The 18416-nt window shown below is 44.9% G+C and carries 9 protein-coding genes; 4 read left to right on the plus strand and 5 right to left on the minus strand.

Annotated elements, in window-relative coordinates:
- Positions 1-86 precede the first annotated feature (86 nt).
- On the minus strand, positions 87-896 hold the full coding sequence (locus QUB77_RS17360; protein ID WP_333175228.1) for a metal ABC transporter ATP-binding protein: 810 nt from the start codon (positions 894-896) through the stop codon (positions 87-89).
- Between the two features lie 102 nt (positions 897-998).
- Here QUB77_RS17360 and QUB77_RS17365 point away from each other — a divergent pair, with 102 nt between their 5' ends.
- On the plus strand, positions 999-2234 hold the full coding sequence (locus QUB77_RS17365) for a metal ABC transporter substrate-binding protein (protein ID WP_445251755.1): 1236 nt from the start codon (positions 999-1001) through the stop codon (positions 2232-2234).
- A gap of 291 nt (positions 2235-2525) precedes the next feature.
- On the opposite strand, the gene QUB77_RS17370 is transcribed toward QUB77_RS17365, so the two are convergent.
- The 3 genes from QUB77_RS17370 to QUB77_RS17380 are packed head-to-tail and all read right to left on the minus strand — an operon-like array spanning position 2526 to position 9508.
- Positions 2526-6197, minus strand: coding sequence for a helicase-related protein (locus tag QUB77_RS17370; RefSeq protein ID WP_333175224.1), 3672 nt, complete (start codon positions 6195-6197; stop codon positions 2526-2528).
- Positions 6187-9225 (minus strand): hypothetical protein, encoded by a 3039-nt coding sequence (locus QUB77_RS17375; protein ID WP_333175221.1) that lies wholly within the window; start codon positions 9223-9225, stop codon positions 6187-6189. Before QUB77_RS17375 ends, QUB77_RS17370 begins: the two co-directional genes overlap by 11 nt.
- Positions 9226-9238: 13 nt before the next feature.
- On the minus strand, positions 9239-9508 hold the full coding sequence (locus QUB77_RS17380) for a YciI family protein (RefSeq protein ID WP_333175219.1): 270 nt from the start codon (positions 9506-9508) through the stop codon (positions 9239-9241).
- 165 nt (positions 9509-9673) lie between these two features.
- On the opposite strand from QUB77_RS17380, the gene QUB77_RS17385 reads away from it, so the two are divergent.
- Complete coding sequence (locus QUB77_RS17385; protein ID WP_333175217.1) at positions 9674-10246, plus strand: Uma2 family endonuclease; 573 nt, start codon at positions 9674-9676, stop codon at positions 10244-10246.
- A 258-nt stretch (positions 10247-10504) separates the two neighbouring features.
- Here the strand turns inward: QUB77_RS17385 and pheT are convergent, their stop codons facing one another.
- The gene (gene pheT, locus QUB77_RS17390) at positions 10505-12949 is read right to left on the minus strand and encodes a phenylalanine--tRNA ligase subunit beta (protein WP_333175215.1); all 2445 of its coding nucleotides are present in this window, start codon (positions 12947-12949) and stop codon (positions 10505-10507) included.
- A 533-nt stretch (positions 12950-13482) separates the two neighbouring features.
- On the opposite strand from pheT, the gene QUB77_RS17395 reads away from it, so the two are divergent.
- On the plus strand, positions 13483-15114 hold the full coding sequence (locus QUB77_RS17395; protein WP_333175212.1) for a serine/threonine-protein kinase: 1632 nt from the start codon (positions 13483-13485) through the stop codon (positions 15112-15114).
- 192 nt (positions 15115-15306) lie between these two features.
- Entirely contained in the window at positions 15307-18396 is a 3090-nt protein-coding gene (locus QUB77_RS17400) for an MASE1 domain-containing protein (RefSeq protein ID WP_333175210.1), read from the plus strand.
- Positions 18397-18416 lie beyond the last annotated feature (20 nt).

Below are 18416 nucleotides of genomic sequence, written 5' to 3' on the forward strand. Positions count from 1 at the left end.
CGAAAATCCTCAAGCCCCCGCATTTATCCGTAGGATCAATCTAAAATCTAAAATCTAAAATCTAAAATCGATTGACTGCTGGCTAATTAAGCGGCTTGTCCGGCAAAAAACATTACTTGTCCGCCGTAGGCGCGGTAAAGGTTTTCTTGGGTTAGCACTTCTTGGCGGGAACCAGCGGCAATCAATTCTGTATTGAGCAAAATTAAATCGTCAAAATTGGTGATTGATTCGCCTAAGTCGTGGTTAACTACTAAGACAATTTTTCCGGCATTGGCTAGTTGGTGGAAGATGTCGAAAATGATATTTTGAGTTTTTTGGTCAACGCCAACAAACGGCTCGTCAAAACAGAAAATAGCGGCTTCTTGGGCTAAGGCTCTCGCTAGAAATACTCGCTGTTGCTGTCCGCCGGAAAGTTGTCCGATCGGTCTGTCTTTGTAAGCACTCATGCCTACTCTTTCTAAGGCATCGGCGGCGGTGCGGCGACTAGCTGCCGAGAAGCGGCGAAACCATCCGGCTTTTCTGACTCTTCCCATCATCACGACATCCCAAACGGTGGCGGGATAGTTCCAGTCTATTTGCGATCGCTGGGGCACGTAGGCTACGGTTTCGAGTCGATCGGCGATCGCTTCTTCGCCCCAGGTAACAGCGCCGCGAGTTGCGGGAATTAAGCCCAACATTGCTTTGATCAGCGTGCTTTTGCCGGCACCATTGGGCCCAATAATACCCGTCAGCCTTCCCGGTTGGACGGAAAGATTGATATCTCTGAGTGCCTCTACCGTGCGGTAGTTTACTGCTAAGTGCTTAACAGTGATAATTTCAGTGTCGGTAGCGCTGTCTTTGAGGTGGCAAACCATTTTAGACCAAGGATTCTCGTTGGGGAAGGCGGCGGTATTCATTGGGGTGACTCTATCTCCTTTTTATTAAGTTTACTGTAAAAATGAAAAGAATATGAAATCATCGGTAAATAGGAATAATCGGGAACGCACCAGAGGTAGATAATGCGACAGTCCAAGCTGGAAAGCCCTCAAACTATAGGTTTGGCGGCGAAAATCTCAAGTAGGTTAAAACTCATATCTTCCACAATTCTCAAAAACAGGCAAGATGCCTGTTCCACAAAGAGTAAGTTTTCTTGTGGGGTGGGCATCCTGCCCGCCCAGACAAGGGTGATTGAGAATGGTGTCAGATGTGAATTAAAACCGACGGCAATTGTGAAGCAATCCTATAAAGGAGAGTTTAGCCGTGAGTCGGGGATTGAAACCTCCCGCCCTGGATTGAAAAAGTCCAAGGTATCTTTGATTAGAACTATGGCCTGTGGCATTTTGACTGTGGGTTTATTTAGTTGCGCTCAAACTCAGGGCGATCGCCTATCTCCAGAGGCAGATGCGAAACCGAAGGTAGTTGCTACCAGCACAATTATTGAGGATTTGACCGATCGAGTAGCGGGTGGCGAAGTTCAGCTAACAGGAATTTTGCAGCCGGGAACCGATCCTCACGTTTACGAACCGGTGCCAAAAGATTCTCAAGCTTTAGAAAAAGCTAACTTAATTTTGTATAACGGTTACAATTTGGAACCGGGATTAATTAGGATGATGAATGCCGCCGGAATTAAGGCGCGGAAATTAGCAGTGGGGGAAGTTGTCAAGCCTTTGCTACTGAATAAAGAAGGCAATACCGTACCCGATCCGCACGTTTGGGGAAATGTGGAAAATGTAGTTCAAATGGTGGAAGCAATTCGGGATGCGCTAATCGACCTGTCGCCGGAAGATCGGGAGAAATTTACGCAGAATGCTGTCAAACTTACTGAAGAGTTAAAACGTTTGGATAGTTGGATCGAACAAGAGATTAAAACTATCCCTGAAAATAAGCGCGAATTAGTAACAACTCACGATGCTTTTCAATATTACAGCCGCGCCTACGGATTGGGAAGTGCGGGAAGTTTGATCGGGATTAGTACGGAGGAACAGCCGAGCGCTCAAACGGTGCAAAAGTTGGTAGAATCGGTGAAAGCTGCCGGAGTTCCTGCTATTTTTGCCGAGACTACAATTAACCCGCAACTGATTAGAACAGTGGCGGAGGAAGCGGGGGTGAAATTGGCGGCGCAGCAACTTTATTCTGATTCGATCGGGGCGGCGGGAAGCGAGGGCGATTCTTATGTGAAAATGATGTCGGCTAATACTCGCGCCATCGTCGAAGCTTTGGGGGGGAAATACACGCCTTTTGAAGTTAGCAAGTAGCAAGTAGGGCACCCCGGAAGAGTTTTATTTTCTCTGCGGGGTGACAGCTAACTGATAGCCGTTTCCAACAAGAATGCAACTGTAGGTAAACTCCAAACCCCGATAGTCATCCTTGATTCCCAATCTAAAATCTAAAATCTAAAATCTAAAATTGTATGACGCAGCCTACAAGTTTCAGTAGGCTTGCATTGCAGAAGTCTTTGATTGATACAGAAACCGCAGATGTAAGGCAAATGAACACAGACAAACGCAGATTGTTGAATGAATTGAAAGCTTGGGAATGCAAGAGGTCTAGTTTATCTGTTTTGACAAAATTAAATTGAGCACGTTCAATTCGTGGGAACTTAAAAGATATTTATCTGTAAAAATTTTTTCTCGGCTTTGTTCTAAACTGTAGCTTCTAAACACGATAAACGGGAATTCGTGATACTTGTGCCCGATCGGCATTACACTATCTACAGGGTAGATCGATCGCACATAAGCCGACAAAATATCCCGAAACCGCCTGTCTTCCGGTTCTTCCAGCTTACTGTCAGCAAAATATTCCTCCATTTCCTCCCCGCTGACGAAGGCAAACAGGGGTATGGCATAATAGCGATCGAACTGCTGACTCTGCTGCTCGAAATACTGAGTTTTCTCGACATCGCTGTTGAGAAATTGCAAAAGCTCGATCGCACCGCCCCTAATAGCCGATCGCAAATTATCAGGGGAAGATTTGCTATCCCTGATGTACTCCATTTTTTGCAGCAACTTAGCATCTAAACATTTCCGAATTTCCCTATTCAGCGCCATCTGGTAGTTTTCCTGCAAACTTTTATCAGCCAAAGGCACTAATAACAAACTACCACAAACATGACCAATCTCTAGATTACCACAACCCAACAAACCCTCAAGAGGATTGCACATCTGCAAAAACTTGCGATTAAAATTCTCCCGCAATTCCAGGTAAGATTCGCCCGTTACACGAGACTTATCAGAATTTTTTAAAACAAACTCCGCCCAGCTCAAAAGCTCCTCCAGACCTTGAAAAACATCCTGTAACAACTTATTTCCTGGGTTGCTGCGGTGCTCGCTTTTCAAAATTTTAATTAAAGAAGCCATCTTGCTACTAAAAGTATCGCCCACAGCAGAAATCGACTTCCCGCCAATCGGAATCATCAAAAACTTTTCCCTACCCAAATACCCATATCCCACAATCCGTGTCATCACCGCAGTCTTAAGAATTAGCAACAAATTCAACAAACTCAACTTGCTTTCTCGTAGCGAAAGTTCCGCATCATCAGCATAGTAAACTGCTGTATCAGACAAGTAAAAAACCAACTCCTTAGCTTCACCATCCAGGGTATTACCGTGTCCATCTTCCCCGCGCCCGCGATAAATCACCTGTATGACTTCCATCAGATTTTTCTCAATCTGAAATCGGGGAATATCCACTAAAATATGCTTAGTTTTAGGGAAAGACAAGCCGCGACTTCCCGATGCAGTCATAAAGATTACTTTAACTTTATTTTTGCACTTTTGTATTTGCTCTTTCTCCTCTTCCGAGATATTCGCGTGGACTTCCAGATAATCGTTATAACGCTTAAATTCTCGTTTTTTTTGAATTTTATCAATTAACTCGGCTAATCTTCGCTTATCCTGAATGTAAACAATAATTTGTTCAACTCCCGGTATTGCTAACCGCTGATTGATATCTTCAATTATTTCAAACTGTACTGATTTAACTAAATCATTCTTGGGATTTAAAGCAGTATCTTCAGTAAACTTTACAGCCTCTACAAATACCTTATAAGTTATCTCTAAACTGCTAGCGGGATAGGAATTCGTATTGATAACTTTAGCAGCTAACCCTTTGAATTCAAAAGGAGTCACCTGTAATGGTGGGATTTCCTCGGAATTTTTGGGCAGCTTTTTGAAATAGATTTTATCCGGTTCGGGCGAGGTATCATCGAGGTGTTGTTTAATTACATCCGGGTCAACAATCGAAGCATCGGCTACAATAATTTTAGTGTTAAAACCGTGTTTTGGGTTGTGCAATTCATATTTGTTAAGCAGCCTACCAATTCCATGCAGAAACTCAACACCGCCGTCGTCTCCGGTAATTTCATCGATCATAATGAAAATGTGTTTAATGCGGCTGGACATTTCCTGCATTTTAGGATCGATGACTTCTTTGTTCCCCTTGTTGTAAGCATCTTGAAATATTTTCTCTAAATGCTGGAGAGTATTTTTTCCTGTTTCTGTCACCTTCAAAGACTGAATGGAAACGGTAGCCACGATATTGTTTGATGTCTTGCAATTTATGAGCGAATATATTCCCTCACAAACGCTATTTAGCACCCCATGCTTTTTGCCGATCCTAGGTTTGATTACTGTTTCTCCCCTCCTTTCAAGTTGCGGCTTCTGAGATTTTTTACGCTGTAGTTTTGCACCCTCGTTGATGAATTCGACAGTTTTTTGTGAAAAATCTTCGTGATGATTATTTGCGACGTAGTTGACGGTACATTGTCCAAAATTGCTGTCTATAATATCCGAAGTTGAGTTAATACAAAATAAGCGTTTGTCGCACAGCAAACCAGTTTTTTCGTCTCGGAATTTCTCGATGATATCTAAGTTAACTTGCTTGCGGGGACTGACATAAAAAAACAAAAAGCCGTCGTTTATATGGCTTTTGAGGAAAGTGGCGATCGCAGTTGTTTTCCCAATTCCCGGATTCCCAGTCAAAAATAGGTAAGTTTCGTCAGATTCCAGTGCTTTGACAATTAATTGAGCGTGAGCATTTCTCAGGTGCAATCCGCGATCGATTTGCAAATCATCTGCTAATTTATCTGATATAATATCAATGGAATTGACAAAGTTATCGATCCGCTCTGTATTACATACAGGTGGAGAACTTTGCCCAATCGTCAACAAATCGCTGACAAATTTTTTGCCATTCTGAAAACTGTAACCTGCGTTAAGTTGGATCGCATCTAAAACTTCGGCGCGAGCATCGTTAATCTGTTTATCTTTCGCTTCCTGCTGGTAAATTTTGGCACAATTCGCCAAGATGTCAATTTTATCAGTGCGGAGGGAAATTGCGCTGATTGTGCGATCGCTATAACCGACAACATTCAACAAAACCTCAGCATCATGAGGAATAATACCAGTTGTTTGCAGAAAACCGTAGAAGCTGTGAGCGTAGCTACCCGCCTGAATCAACTTAGCGCTTTCCTTATCCTTATACTTAAAAGCTGTAAAATAGCGTTTTAAATCCTCCGAAAAATCAACACCTAAAGTGCTAGTATCTATTCGCAGATTAGAAAAAACACTTTTCGATCGCAAATAGCTAATTTCTCTGAGCAAAGACTTCCGCATCACCTCTATTTCGTTGAGATTCTCGACTTTTTCCGAAGTCAACGGAGGAGTAAACACAGACAAATCAACGCACAGAATTCTAAAATCCTTACCATTTTGCAACAAAATCAGGGTATCAGCTTGCAAAAACTCGCCTTTTTTCTTGTAGCGGCGGATGTAGGAGTTAATCTCATCGTCTGAGAAATTTGGTTGCGCTGTTTCAAACTGAGATAATACCTTCTTAAACGCTTTAAAAACTTCTACCTCATCGTCATTCTGGGTTCTAATACTGTTAGCACAACTCAAACTGCACTGAAAATACAAGATTTGCGATAACCTTAAAGTCCAGCCCGTAGATTTGATGTACTCCCGGAAGAAATTTAACCCACCAATAAAGCCTTTTTGGAGAAAAAATAGACTCCACTTCTCAACAATTTTAGCATCCAAACTACCGAGCAAATTAGCTTCTCTGGTAATTTCCGCCATCATCTTTGGCAATTGGAGTTTCTGCAAATCGAGACGGTAGGAATCTCCGAAATTGTGAGCTATATTTTCACGCTGAATATACGCCAGAATCCCGATATTGAATCCCACCTCAAACAGCCGTCCAAAATCTTCACCAATCATGATTAATACCTCCATCATCCACATTCAAGACTTCTCTTACTTTATTCAAAAATGCCAGGGAATTAAAATCCGCACTACCGCCAGCATGACTAAATACAGACAAAGCACCCACCGATTCATCACCAATAATCCGCTCGTAGGGGTCAAGTTTTAAACTAATATTGTGACAAGCTTCATACCGAGAAAAGTGGAATATGGTTAAATAGTGCAATATAGTATTTTTAATTGCACCATCATAAATTAAGCCTTGATGAAGGTCTTGGTCATCCAGAATACCTGCGTATATATGCAACAGCGTGGAGTAGGAAATCACGCCGTTATAAAAGTTCTTTTCCTCCTTAATTTTAATTCCGTTAAACAAGTTGAAAAACATCACAGCTTGCTGACTGGTATTGGCAGACAAGCTTTCCAGCTCCATTATATCTTGAATGTAAAAAGATTTTCCCTTATCGCCGAGGAAACTGCGGACATAGTATTTATCAAAGAAGATGGGATAAATTTTGATATCCCGCCGCTCTCCTTTCAAAGTTCGGAGCAATTTCTTTGACATGAAAGATAGTTCTTCATCTTCCTCAGTCTGAGTAATATGCAGCGTACTCATGTAAGGTGCTTGCGAAATATATGCAAAATTCCGATATCCTTGCTGATAAAGCTGACTCATTGCATCTTCAAGGATTAACGGCTCAGAATAAAGACGGCTGACACTGTAATTCTCGGAAAGAGTTTTCAGCATTTCGACTTGAATTGTACTGTCATCTAGGCGATTGATTCCGACAATTTCTCCGATTAAGCTGGCTTGTCTTTGGAAGCGGTTTTGATTGCTTCTTTTCGCATCACTATCCCGGCTGGAAACGACAATAATTGCTAACTTGTCCAACTCAGGGGCTAGCTGTACATTATCATTGAAGCGAAACTTTTTAGGAAGTATTGAATACAGGGAACTCAAACCGTTACGAATTGTGTAACCATTGGGCGTTTTTCTAATCCGAAAGCCTTGAGAACTTGAGCGTTGTTTTTCACTCAAAATATGAGACAATGTTTTGGAAAGGTTAGCCATGAACTCTTCTGACGGTGAACGATGTTTCTTGTCGCCTTCGTGAAGCCTCACCATCGGAATAAACAAGTTGTCCGCAGTGTTTTCGAGCAATATCTTCAGACAGATATAGGACAGCAGCAACATGGTAAACTTATAGACAAAAGCCGCCGCCGGTTGTAAACCTTTATCACCGCCATCTAGTCGTCTATCGTCATAGGGAAACACAACTAATTTGGTCTGAAAATGTTTTTCGTAGATTGCTCTAGAGCGCTCGGCTTTAGGTGCAGAAAGTACAGGCAAAACATCGACACCTTTGATATTGTATTCCATGCTGAAATTTTGGCGTTCATCAGTAGGAAAATACCGGACATCTTCGATGGCGATATTGACTGGTAGCTGACAAATAGATTTTTCATCGACACTAGGTTCTTTGACGGTAATATAATGAAGCGTTTGCTTGTAATTTCGCTCCATAATCTCATTGAAAAATTTACCATTAGTCAAAATATTGTCAATATCTTCTACCAGACCTATTTTGAGGTTTACGTGTCGCGTTTCTGTGCGGCTTGGTAAAATTGTCTGACGTTCCAGAAAGCCTCTAAGCATTTTTCTCAGATGCCTAATTTTATGTTTTATATTAAACTGATTAAGCCCTTTAAGAAAGTTGCGAAAAAGCTCTTTTTTTTCCTCATCGTTAGAACCTTGCAAAACAGGCAATACTCTTTGTTCAAATATGGCTCTAGGCTGATGATTGAGTTCAGATTCCGGGTCGTAATTTGGTGCTAGCGGGTCATTGCGGGAAGCAAGCACAAAATAGTAGAGCAATGCTATTTTTAACAGTTTGCGGACGAAGGTTTCGGGATGATAATCCTCATCAAATTCTGCTTGATGTTCTTCACTGTCGGGATTGAGCAGGTTCAGATAATACTCAAATACATCTTTTCCACCGCGCGCTTGAACTGAGTTATCAAATTTGATTTTGAGGCCAAAGATAAACTTACGCTCGTTACGAGAATTGTCCGTACTTTCTCCCAAGTAACCTGATACAATGGGAATAATTGGCAGTGCATCTAAAAATTCGGATCGGGCAAATATCTCTCGATAATTAACTTGAACACCAGCATAATTAACTTCGTACTCGCCATCGGATTTAGTTGGGTCGTTGATGTATTCTTCTATCAATCTGATGCGGCGAATCAAGTCTTCTAAATAGATGATGCCTAAAGTATCTGTGCTGCTAGCGCGGATGTGTTCTAGCAGGTATTCCAAGTAGGTTATTTTAGCTTCTTTTTGAATTTTGCCGAGAGTTTCTTTGTCTACGAGTCGGATTAATTTGTGAAAATCCGAGTCAGGATTTTTAACCATCTCATCAAGACGGTGGTTAAGGTCTTCTTTCTCACTGCTAGTCTCGGCATTTTCATTGATATAATTTTGTAAACCCTGCTTGAGTTCTTGTTCAAAAATATCCGTATTTCGGACGGTAACGGTCAATTTGTGCAATTTTAAAGCTGCATGGCTTCCAGTACCTCGGCTTTCCAAAGTTAGCCTTTCTTTTTCTAAAGAAGGGTGGCGGATGCCAAAATCGTATTTAAAGCCTAACTCTTGGCCGCTTCCCCGAAAAGAGGGTGAATCTAAGGGACTAATCAAACTAGCGACAAATCTTTCAATCGAGGTATTTTGAGGAAGTTTAAATTCTAGTTGCTGCCGCAAACACTGTTGAATCTGCCTAATTTGACTACCAAAATTTTCTTCAATTTCCGGCGGAAAATTAACAGTAGCAGAATGTGCTTGACGTTCCAAAGAACCCAAGGGTTGCCGCACTTGCTTGTTGGAAACATCCGCCGCAATGGTGTCAATATCAATTAGCAAGCGGCGGTTGTCACCGGATACGCTAAATGGGTTTTTTCCCTGTAAAACCTCTAAAATCTTGTCCAGCAAATCGCCATAGTCCACTGGAACTAAATCGCTGTCATCCAATCTTAAGATGTTCACCCTGTTAACCCCTTTAAAAAGCTTGAATCCACTCTTTCACATCGTACTCAGTCCAAACCCCATTTACCCAATAAGGATCGGCTTCCACCAATTGTCGCACCTGCGCCTCATCTTCTGCTTCGTAAATTGCAAAGACTTTTGTTAAATCTTTGGTTGGCCCGATCGTACTTAATACTCCCGATTCCTTCTGCTTAGCCAATCCCGCTAAATGAGCGTCCCGAAACGGAGCACGTTTTTCGATGACATCTTCGCAGTAACTTCCCCACATCACATATTTGGTCACAGTTTTGAGCCTTCGATGAATTTGTTTAAAAGTTATTGTACAATAGGATTAACAGGATTTAACGAAAATTTTAAGGATTAAAATTGATTGACCGCAGAGGGCGCAGAGGTCGCTGAGGAAGAGAGGGGAAGAAGAGAGAGGTTTGTTAAAAAAGAGGAGGTAACTATGACTTTATTGGATATTCGGCGGCTGAATGTTTATGAATATCACCGGATGGGGGAAGCTGGTATTATTGAGGGAGATGAACGGGTGGAATTATTGGCCGGACAGATAGTAAATAAGGCTGCGAAAACTCCCCCACATTGTGCAGTGGTGAAACGTACAATGCAACTACTGCAAAAATATTTGGGAAGTTTGGTATTGCTGAGTATACATGATGCTGTTCGACTCGATGATTACTCTGAACCCGAACCTGATATTGCTGTGGTTATACCAGATCCACTTTACTATGAAGACCACCATCCAATTCCTTCAGAAATTTATCTGATTATTGAAGTTGCGGATACTACGCTGAGAACGGATTGCGGGATTAAAGCGAAAATTTATGCTGAGTCGGGAATTACTGATTATTGGGTTTTGGATGTGAATAATCGGCAACTCCACGTTTTTCGAGAACCGAGTCAAGAGGGTTATCAAAGTCGGGTGATTCTTGCGGATGGTGATAGTATTTCTCTTTTGCGGTTTCCTGATTGTTCTTTTTTTGTGCGGGAGATGTTGCGACCATTGGTGTCACTTTAACGCTTTTTTCCTGACTCCGCCAGGGGTTGAAACCCCTGCCTCAAAGCTGAAGTCCTCTTGCAGAGGACTGAAGAGTTCATTAGTTAGCAATTCTGCACTTTAGACGGTTTTATTGCAATAATTTGAGATTCTTCCCTTTGCTCAAAATGGCAAATTTACCTGGTAATCCGTAAGTTTTGTTAGTCCTCTTGAGAGGACTTTAGCTATCAGCCAGGGAATTCATTCCCTGGCGGTTTCCATTGGTGAGTAGCGGCCTCTTTAGCTTCTCAAACTAACGCCGAATTTCTCTACTAAAACATCGCGGACTTTTTGTTGGGCTGGTTCGACATCGGTTTCGCTCAAAGTTCGATCGCCCGCGCGGTAAACTAACCGAAAAGCCAAACTCCGCTGTCCCGCCGGCACGTTGTCGCCCCGATATTCGTCGAACAGTTCCACCGAATCCAGCAAACTACCCGCCGCCTTTTTCATCGCACTCTGCATATCTACAACCGGAACTTCAACCGGTGCGAAAAATGCAATGTCTCTGTCAGAAGCGGGGAAACTCGAATAACCCGCGAATTTGCGAGTTAAGTTGTTCGATCGCCCTAATTCACCCAACAGCACCGCTAAATCTAATTGAAACACGTAAACCTGCTCAGGCAAATCCTTTTCTTGCTGCAATTGTGGGTGCAACTGTCCAAAAACCCCTAAATGTTTGCCGTTTAACGATAACGCAGCCGTGCGGCCAGGATGCAAGCGTGTATTCGAGGAATCGCTTTGATATTCCACCGACAAACCCAACTCCTGAAACGCGCTTTCCAAGATACCTTTTGCTTCAAACCAACTCAAAGGTCGATCGCGCCCGGACTGCTGCCATTTCCACACAGTCGGATCGCCGCCGATAATCCCCGCAACTGCATCGGCTTCCTTCATTGCATCCCCATCTTTCCAGAAAATGCGGCCGACTTCAAAACCGTTTAGCGCCCCATTTCCCTGTTCCAAATTGTACTGGAAAGCATCAATCAAACCCGACAGCATTTCTGTCCGCAAAGCCGAATACTCCACAAACAGCGGATTCGCCAGTACAACCTGATTTTCTCCCTCAGTTTTCACCAAAGAATAGTGCATCAACTCCGTCAAACCGGCCGCCCGAAAAGCCGATCGCACATTCCGAATTGCCGCATATTCAGGTGACAGATAACCAGGTTCCGTTTTGCTAGGCAAAGTATCGCAGAAATTGTCATAACCGTGGAGTCTTGCCACTTCTTCAATTAAATCAATTTCCCTTTCTAAATCGCGGTAGCGGTATGGAGGAACAGTCACATTCCAAACCCGCTCTTTTTCCGTTGGAACAACTTCGCATCCCAAGGCGGTGAGAATATTTTTTACCTCTTCCGGTTCCAGATATTTAGAACCACCGATTTCTCCTCTTTTCAACTGCCCCAAAACCAGATTTACTCGGTCTAAACGCAATTCTAGCGATCGCGAAAAACTCAAATCCTCGCCCGAACTCGCCGTTTTCTGCACCGTCGCAGTGCCTCCAGCCAACTCCAAAATTAGGGCGACAGCGCGGTTGCAGGCCGTCGTCAAAGCCGCCTGATTCACCCCCCGTTCGTAGCGGATTGATGCCTCGCTACGCAGGCCTTGAGCGCGCGCAGAACGGCGAATCGTTGCCTGGTCAAAAATCGCTGCTTCCAAAACTAAATTTTGCGTTCCTTCGTGAACTTCTGTATCTTCGCCGCCCATTACCCCAGCTAAGGCAACAGGCTTGTCGCTAGCAGTAATTAACAGATTTTGAGCTTGCAAATTGCGGTTTTGTCCGTCCAAAGTTTTGAAGGATTCCCCTGTTTTGGCAAAGCGGACGCCGATGCTGATATCTTGAGTACCCGTGAAAGATTGCAGGCGATCGCGATCGAAAGCGTGCAGCGGTTGTCCCCATTCCAGCAAAATGTAATTAGTTACGTCCACCACATTATTAATTGGCCGCACTCCCGCCGCCTGCAACCGCTGCTGCAACCAAGCTGGAGAAGCAGCAATTTTCACACCTTCAATTGCCGTGCCGATGTAAATCGGGCAGCCCTGCGGTTCGGATATTTCTACTGCCAAACCAGGACTTTCTTTGCCCTCAATCGCCACATCATTAGCTTCGGGAATTCTCAAACTTGCCCCAGTCAGCGCCGCCACTTCCCGCGCTACACCCACCATGCTCAAAGCGTCAGCCCGGTTGGCAGTTGCTGTCAAATCTAAAATCACGTCATCTAAACCCAAAAGTGGGCGAATATCGCTGCCCAATTCGGGATTTTCTAACTCAAAAATGTGAATACCGGCTGACTCTTTAGCCAGTCCCAATTCTGCCAGAGAGCAAATCATTCCTTCGGAAGGAACGCCCCGCAATTTAGCAGGTTTAATCTTTAAATCAATAGTCGGCAGAAAAGTTCCGACAACAGCGACAGGCACGTAAATATCCGCCCTCGCGTTGGGTGCGCCGCAAACAATATTCAAAGCTTCTGGTTTGCCCACATCGACTTGACAAACTCTCAATTTATCTGCATTCGGATGCTGTTCGCAGGCGATGATTTTGCCCAAAACTACGCCGTTTGCCCACGGGCGGCGGTCTTCGATATCTTCGACTTCAAACCCTGCCATTGTCAGGGTTTCGGCTAATTCTTCCGGGGATATGCTCACATCCACCAATTCCCGCAGCCAGTTTAGAGAAATACGCATAATTTTGTCAGTAGTTAGTTGTCAGCGATCGGTAGTTATTAGTCATTAGTCGGCGCCGACGGGCTACGACTTTTGAGTCCCAGAATTTATTCGGGAAAGCTTTTCATAGCATACTAATTCAAATTTGTCAAGACTGTTATGGTACACATCCGCAAAAAGGAGGAATATGCCCAAAGGTCGATGTCTACAGGGGGATGAGTAGCATTCTCATTCCGAGAATGAGGTATGCTAGATACATCTAACAACGCAAAAAGCACTTAAGTTTAGAAAGACTTTACACAAAAAAGCACAACTTTAGCAAGTCTTTAAACTATCTTCAAGGATAATCAACCGAAAAAACTCACAGCAGCGAGATAATCAAAATAGGGAAAAGATATCGGCCTAAAAGACTTAGGTGCAATTCCAATTCGCAATCGAAGGCACAGCCTGCCGACAACTGATAGATTAGTATGTCTACCAGAAGCAGGAACAGGCAATTTGTGCAGTCGAGCGACGCTGACAAGATCAGAACAACATAGGCAAACTCAATCAATATGAGCTACTGCGTAAATCCGGGCTGTCCCCATCCTCAAAATCCTGCTGACTCTATTCTTCAGTGTCAGACTTGCGGTGCGCGGTTATTGCTGCGCGCTCGCTACCGAGTCATTGAACCGTTAGGGCAAGGAGGTTTTGGAGCTACATTTCTGGCAAAAGACATCTCATTGCCCGGTCAACCGAGTTGTGTAGTCAAGCAACTGCGACCCAGTAGTTCGTCGCCGCGAGTTTTAGAAATGGCGCGGGAATTATTTAAGCGAGAGGCAAAAACCCTCGGCCAACTGGGCGACCACCCGCAAGTACCGAGGCTGCTAGACTATTTTGAAACGGAACAGCAATTCTACTTAGTTCAAGAGTATGTTAAAGGCTCGACTTTGAAACAAGAAGTCAAGCACTCAGGCCGTTTCAACGAATCGGATGTTAAAAATTTTCTATTAGAAATTCTGCCAGTAGTGCAATATATCCACAGCCAAGGAGTAATTCACCGAGACATCAAACCCGCAAATATTATTCGCCGAATTCAAGACGGCCACTTAGTTCTGATTGACTTCGGAGCGGTAAAAGACCAAGTTAGCCAAACAATATTATTAGACCCCGCCGACCAAAGCGCCAACACGAAATTTTCAGTTGGCACATTTAGTTTTGCCCCCCCGGAACAAATGGCGCTGCGGCCGATATTTGCCAGTGACATCTACGCGGTGGGCATGACTTGCTTGTACTTGCTGACAGGAAAATCGCCCAAGGATTTAGATTTTGATGGAGTAACCGGCGAAATTGTTTGGCAGCCACACGTTCAGGTGAGTCCAAATTTTGCGCGAATTCTCGAAAAAATGCTGAAGCCGATGGTGGGGCACCGCTTCCAATCGGCAGCAGATGTCCTCAGAGCTCTCTCTGGCCAATTTGAAGACCCAAGTCTGATGGATGGCTTGGCAACTCAATTCAACGGCTCTTCTCGTACAGTTGAAGAACCGACAATATTTAATGACGAGGGTTCTTCGTGGTCACCGCCGAGGAGCAAAATCAATGAAGATTTACGATCGAACCACACCCGCATTGGTAGAACTTCCTTCAGCCAATCCGGGAACACGGGGATGCAGCCGAGAGTTTCCCGAACTCTGGCTGAGTCCGGCAGAACTTTGGGAACCGTTGGACCTTCTAGCGGCAATTTAGCAGCCTCAAAGCTATCGAAAGTTGCTCCTAAGTGGGATACCAACAGCTTGCGAGCGGCATATTTTAAAGGCAAGCGCGATTTTGCTGACTGCGAACTGTCTGGCCTGCAACTGCAAAAATTGCAGTTAGCGGGAAGTAATTTTTATCAGGCTAGGTTGGTGAAAGCAAATTTGCAAGCAGCAGATTTGTCGGGGGCAAATTTGGGTCACGCGAGGTTAATTCAGGCGAATTTGCGAGATGCTAATTTGACTGAGGCTTATTGCAGCACTGCCAATTTTGAAGGCGCGGATTTCCGAGGTGCTGACTTGACGGGGGCTTATTTGACTAAGGCGAATTTGCGGGGAGCAAATTTGTGCGGGGCGAATCTTACCAACGCTACAGTTTCTGAGGAACAACTGGCAATGGCAAAGACCAATTGGCTTACTGTTAAGCCGGATGGCAAGCGGATTTTTGGACTTTAAGAAGTCAGTAGTCAGTAGTCAGTAGTCAGTAGTCATTAGTCATTAGTCATTAGTCATTAGTCAGTGGGTAGCTGCTACGAATAAAAAAAGTCAACTGTCAACTGTCAACTGTCAACTTCCCACTCCCCCAGTCAGGTGAGTCGTCAGGAGGAAGCCCGATCGCCCCAAAGCCGCCTAAATTAACAACTAGGAATGGAGGATTCGATCGCACTAAACATGAAACTGCTCAACCCCCGCACTCGAACGCTTCTGTACACCGGCATCCTGGCGCTGGCCTACTTTGTTACCGGAAAACTCGCAGCGTCGATGCTGGGACTGGTGAAAGCCGAACCCTCCCCCGTGTGGCCGCCCGCCGGTATTGCTCTAGCGGCACTGCTACTGCAAGGGCGACGGATGTGGCCGGGAATTGTCCTCGGTTCCGTGCTGTTAAACTCTACCGGCGGTATACCCTCGGCTGTCATTGTCACATCGGCCTTTAGCGTTACCCTGCAAGCGCTCGCTGGAGAGGCTTTGCTGAGGGAGAGCGGATTTTCTACCAAACTCGATCGATTGCGAGATGTTCTGGCTTTAGTAGCGGGCGCTGTCATCGGGTCTACTTTGGTCGGTTCTATCCTCGGCAACTTGGGAACGTGCATTTTTGGTTGGGATCAGTGGAGCAATTTCTCTCGCAACTGGTGGACTACATGGCTCGGAGACGGCATGGGAATTTTGATTGTGACTCCTGTGCTGCTGACTTTAAACCACGCCGTTAATAATTTTAAATTTCCACTAAAACCCCGCATTATTTCAAATTTTATCGCACTTTTTAACAGGCAGAATAATCAATTACCACTTACCACTTACCAATTATTAACTACTAAGTATAGAGACAGAATTTCTGCAAGTGAAAACCGCTATAATCTTCTATTTTTAATTATTAATTATTCAGAAATAGCACTCTGGCTGACTCTCTTGCTGAGCGTTAGCTGGCTGTTTTTTTGCTCAAAAACACAAGCGGCGATCGCTCAGTATCCGCTGGAGTATCTGCCTTTTCCTCTGATAGTTTGGGCTGCCCTGCGGTTTCAACCGGCGGGAGCGATTTTTGCTTATTCGATCGTCTCTTACATCGCGATTTGGGGAGCGGTGCAGGGAGGTGGCCCGTTTTTGGCCAAAAGCGATAATCTCAAACAGGCGGTTTTATTTTTACAAGCTTTTACCGGTACGATCGCCCTTGTGGCTCTGATGTTGGCCGCCGCCGTAGCAGAACGCCAGCAAGCGCTGGTGGAGGTGCGTCGCACGGCGGCCATGCTGCGCGATCGCGAAGCTAGTTTAGCCAACGCTCAGCGCATCGCTCAGTTGGGCAATTGGGATTTAAATTGTGCCGCCCTCACAGCAACTGACAACTGCCAAGAATCCGCCGAACATCGTATATCCCATATCGAATTGCGGTGGTCAAACGAACTTTACCGCCTCTTGGGTTTTGCTCCGGGAACTGTCAAACCGACACCATCCGTTTTTTTGCAAGCCGTACATCCAGAAGACCGAGAATTGGTGGCGCGATCGCAGCGCCAAGCTATGTTTGAGCGTACACCATATTGCATTAACTACCGAATTGTGCTACCAGACGGCTCCGAACGCACTGTCTGCGAACAGTCGGCCATTCAGTCAGGGGCGATCGCCGCCACAGTCCAAGACGTTACCGAACGCCACCGCGCGGAAACTGCTTTGCGGGCGTCCTCCGATCGCGATCGCTTGCTCTCCGAAATCGCCCTGCGAATTCGCAACTCCCTCGACCTCGAAGAAATTCTCAACACTACTGTTGCCGAAGTCCGGCAATTTTTCAAGGCAGACCGCGCTTTCATCGGTATTGTGGACGCGGACGGGGTAAATCTTCCTAACCCGGTATACGGTAAGGTTGTGGCCGAGTCTGTGGATGCCCAATGCCGTTCTCTTTTGGGGTGGGTACTCGCTGACGAGAATCACCTCGAAAACCAGAAAACTTTTTATGCTAACAACCGCGTCCGATCTATCTCCGATACTGCTAGCGTTCAACTGGGCGTTCCAATTGCCCAATTGTACAGCGACTATCAAATTAGAGCGACGTTAAATGTGCCGATCGTCCTGGGGGATGAATTGTTCGGGATCTTGGCCGTCAACCAGTGCTCCGGGCCGCGCCAGTGGCAGGAATTTGAAATAGATTTGTTGGAAAAACTCGCTACCCAAGTGGCGATCGCTCTCCAGCAAGCTCAACTTTTGCAGCAGGTAAAAGCTCTCAATGCCAACTTGGAATCTCAAGTGCAGGAACGCACCCGCCAACTACAGCAAAAAATGCACGAGTTGCAAGAAAGCAACCGCCTCAAAGACCTATTTTTGCACGCAGTTTCTCACAATCTCCGCACTCCTGTTATGGGAATGTTAATACTGCTGAAAAATTTACTCAACAAATCGGCGTCTGATTCTCTACAAGATGTTCCGGTTTCTCGATCGATTTTGCAGCGCATCGTTCAAGCCAGCGAACACCAGTTGACTATGGTTAATTCCCTGCTCGACGCTCACGCTAGCGAGGTTAAAGGTATTGTTCTCAATACTGTACCGCTACATTTGCCGTCTTTAGCTTCAGCCATTGTTGCCGATTTAGAACCGATGCTGACCAAAAACCAAGCAACTTTGACTCAGGAAATCCCGGCGGATTTGCCACAAGTCAATGCCGATCGCCAACACTTGCAGCGGGTGCTAGAAAATCTGTTGACTAATGCTATTAAACACAATCCTCCGGGAGTCAATATAACTTTTAAAGCCGAGGTAATTGAAGTTGAAACAGTGCTAAGTTATGAAGAAAATTTACAGCCTTTAACATCGCCCAATAATCCGCTTGCCCGCTGTATCGCTAACCGGATATCTGCTGCGGGCGATCGTCCTAGGATCGGCGAGACAACCCAGAAAAATCAGGAAACCCTGGCCAAATTCAACCTCGACGGCAGTTGCAAAATGCCCCGCTATCAGGGCCAAATTGGCAATATCGGCAGCAAATTGCCCGGAGTCACCGTAAAAATGGTTCGCTGTACTGTAACAGATAATGGAGTGGGAATCAGTGCCAAACAGCGGGAATCTCTATTTGAACTTTACGTTCACGACCCTAATAGCCGACAATTAACAGGGCTGGGTTTGGGACTGTACCTCTCCAAGCAAATTATCAAAGCTCACGGCGGCGAAATTGGCGTCGAAAGCACTCCCGGCGGTGGTTCGACTTTCTGGTTTTCGCTACCTGTTGTCAACTCGGACGATCGATCTTTGTCAATATAAAATATAAAATCTAAAATCTA

Source organism: Microcoleus sp. AT9b-C3 (genome assembly GCF_036705485.1).
Lineage (GTDB): Bacteria > Cyanobacteriota > Cyanobacteriia > Cyanobacteriales > Microcoleaceae > Microcoleus.

Bases quoted from the DNA above. Each gene is read 5' to 3' on its own strand.
- QUB77_RS17365 (WP_445251755.1), top strand. From the start codon at position 999: ATGCGACAGTCCAAGCTGGAAAGCCCTCAAACTATAGGTTTGGCGGCG.
- pheT (WP_333175215.1), bottom strand. From the start codon at position 12,949: ATGCGTATTTCTCTAAACTGGCTGCGGGAATTGGTGGATGTGAGCATA.
- QUB77_RS17395 (WP_333175212.1), top strand. From the start codon at position 13,483: ATGAGCTACTGCGTAAATCCGGGCTGTCCCCATCCTCAAAATCCTGCT.
- QUB77_RS17385 (WP_333175217.1), top strand. From the start codon at position 9,674: ATGACTTTATTGGATATTCGGCGGCTGAATGTTTATGAATATCACCGG.
- QUB77_RS17360 (WP_333175228.1), bottom strand. From the start codon at position 896: ATGAATACCGCCGCCTTCCCCAACGAGAATCCTTGGTCTAAAATGGTT.
- QUB77_RS17400 (WP_333175210.1), top strand. From the start codon at position 15,307: ATGGAGGATTCGATCGCACTAAACATGAAACTGCTCAACCCCCGCACT.
- QUB77_RS17370 (WP_333175224.1), bottom strand. From the start codon at position 6,197: ATGATTGGTGAAGATTTTGGACGGCTGTTTGAGGTGGGATTCAATATC.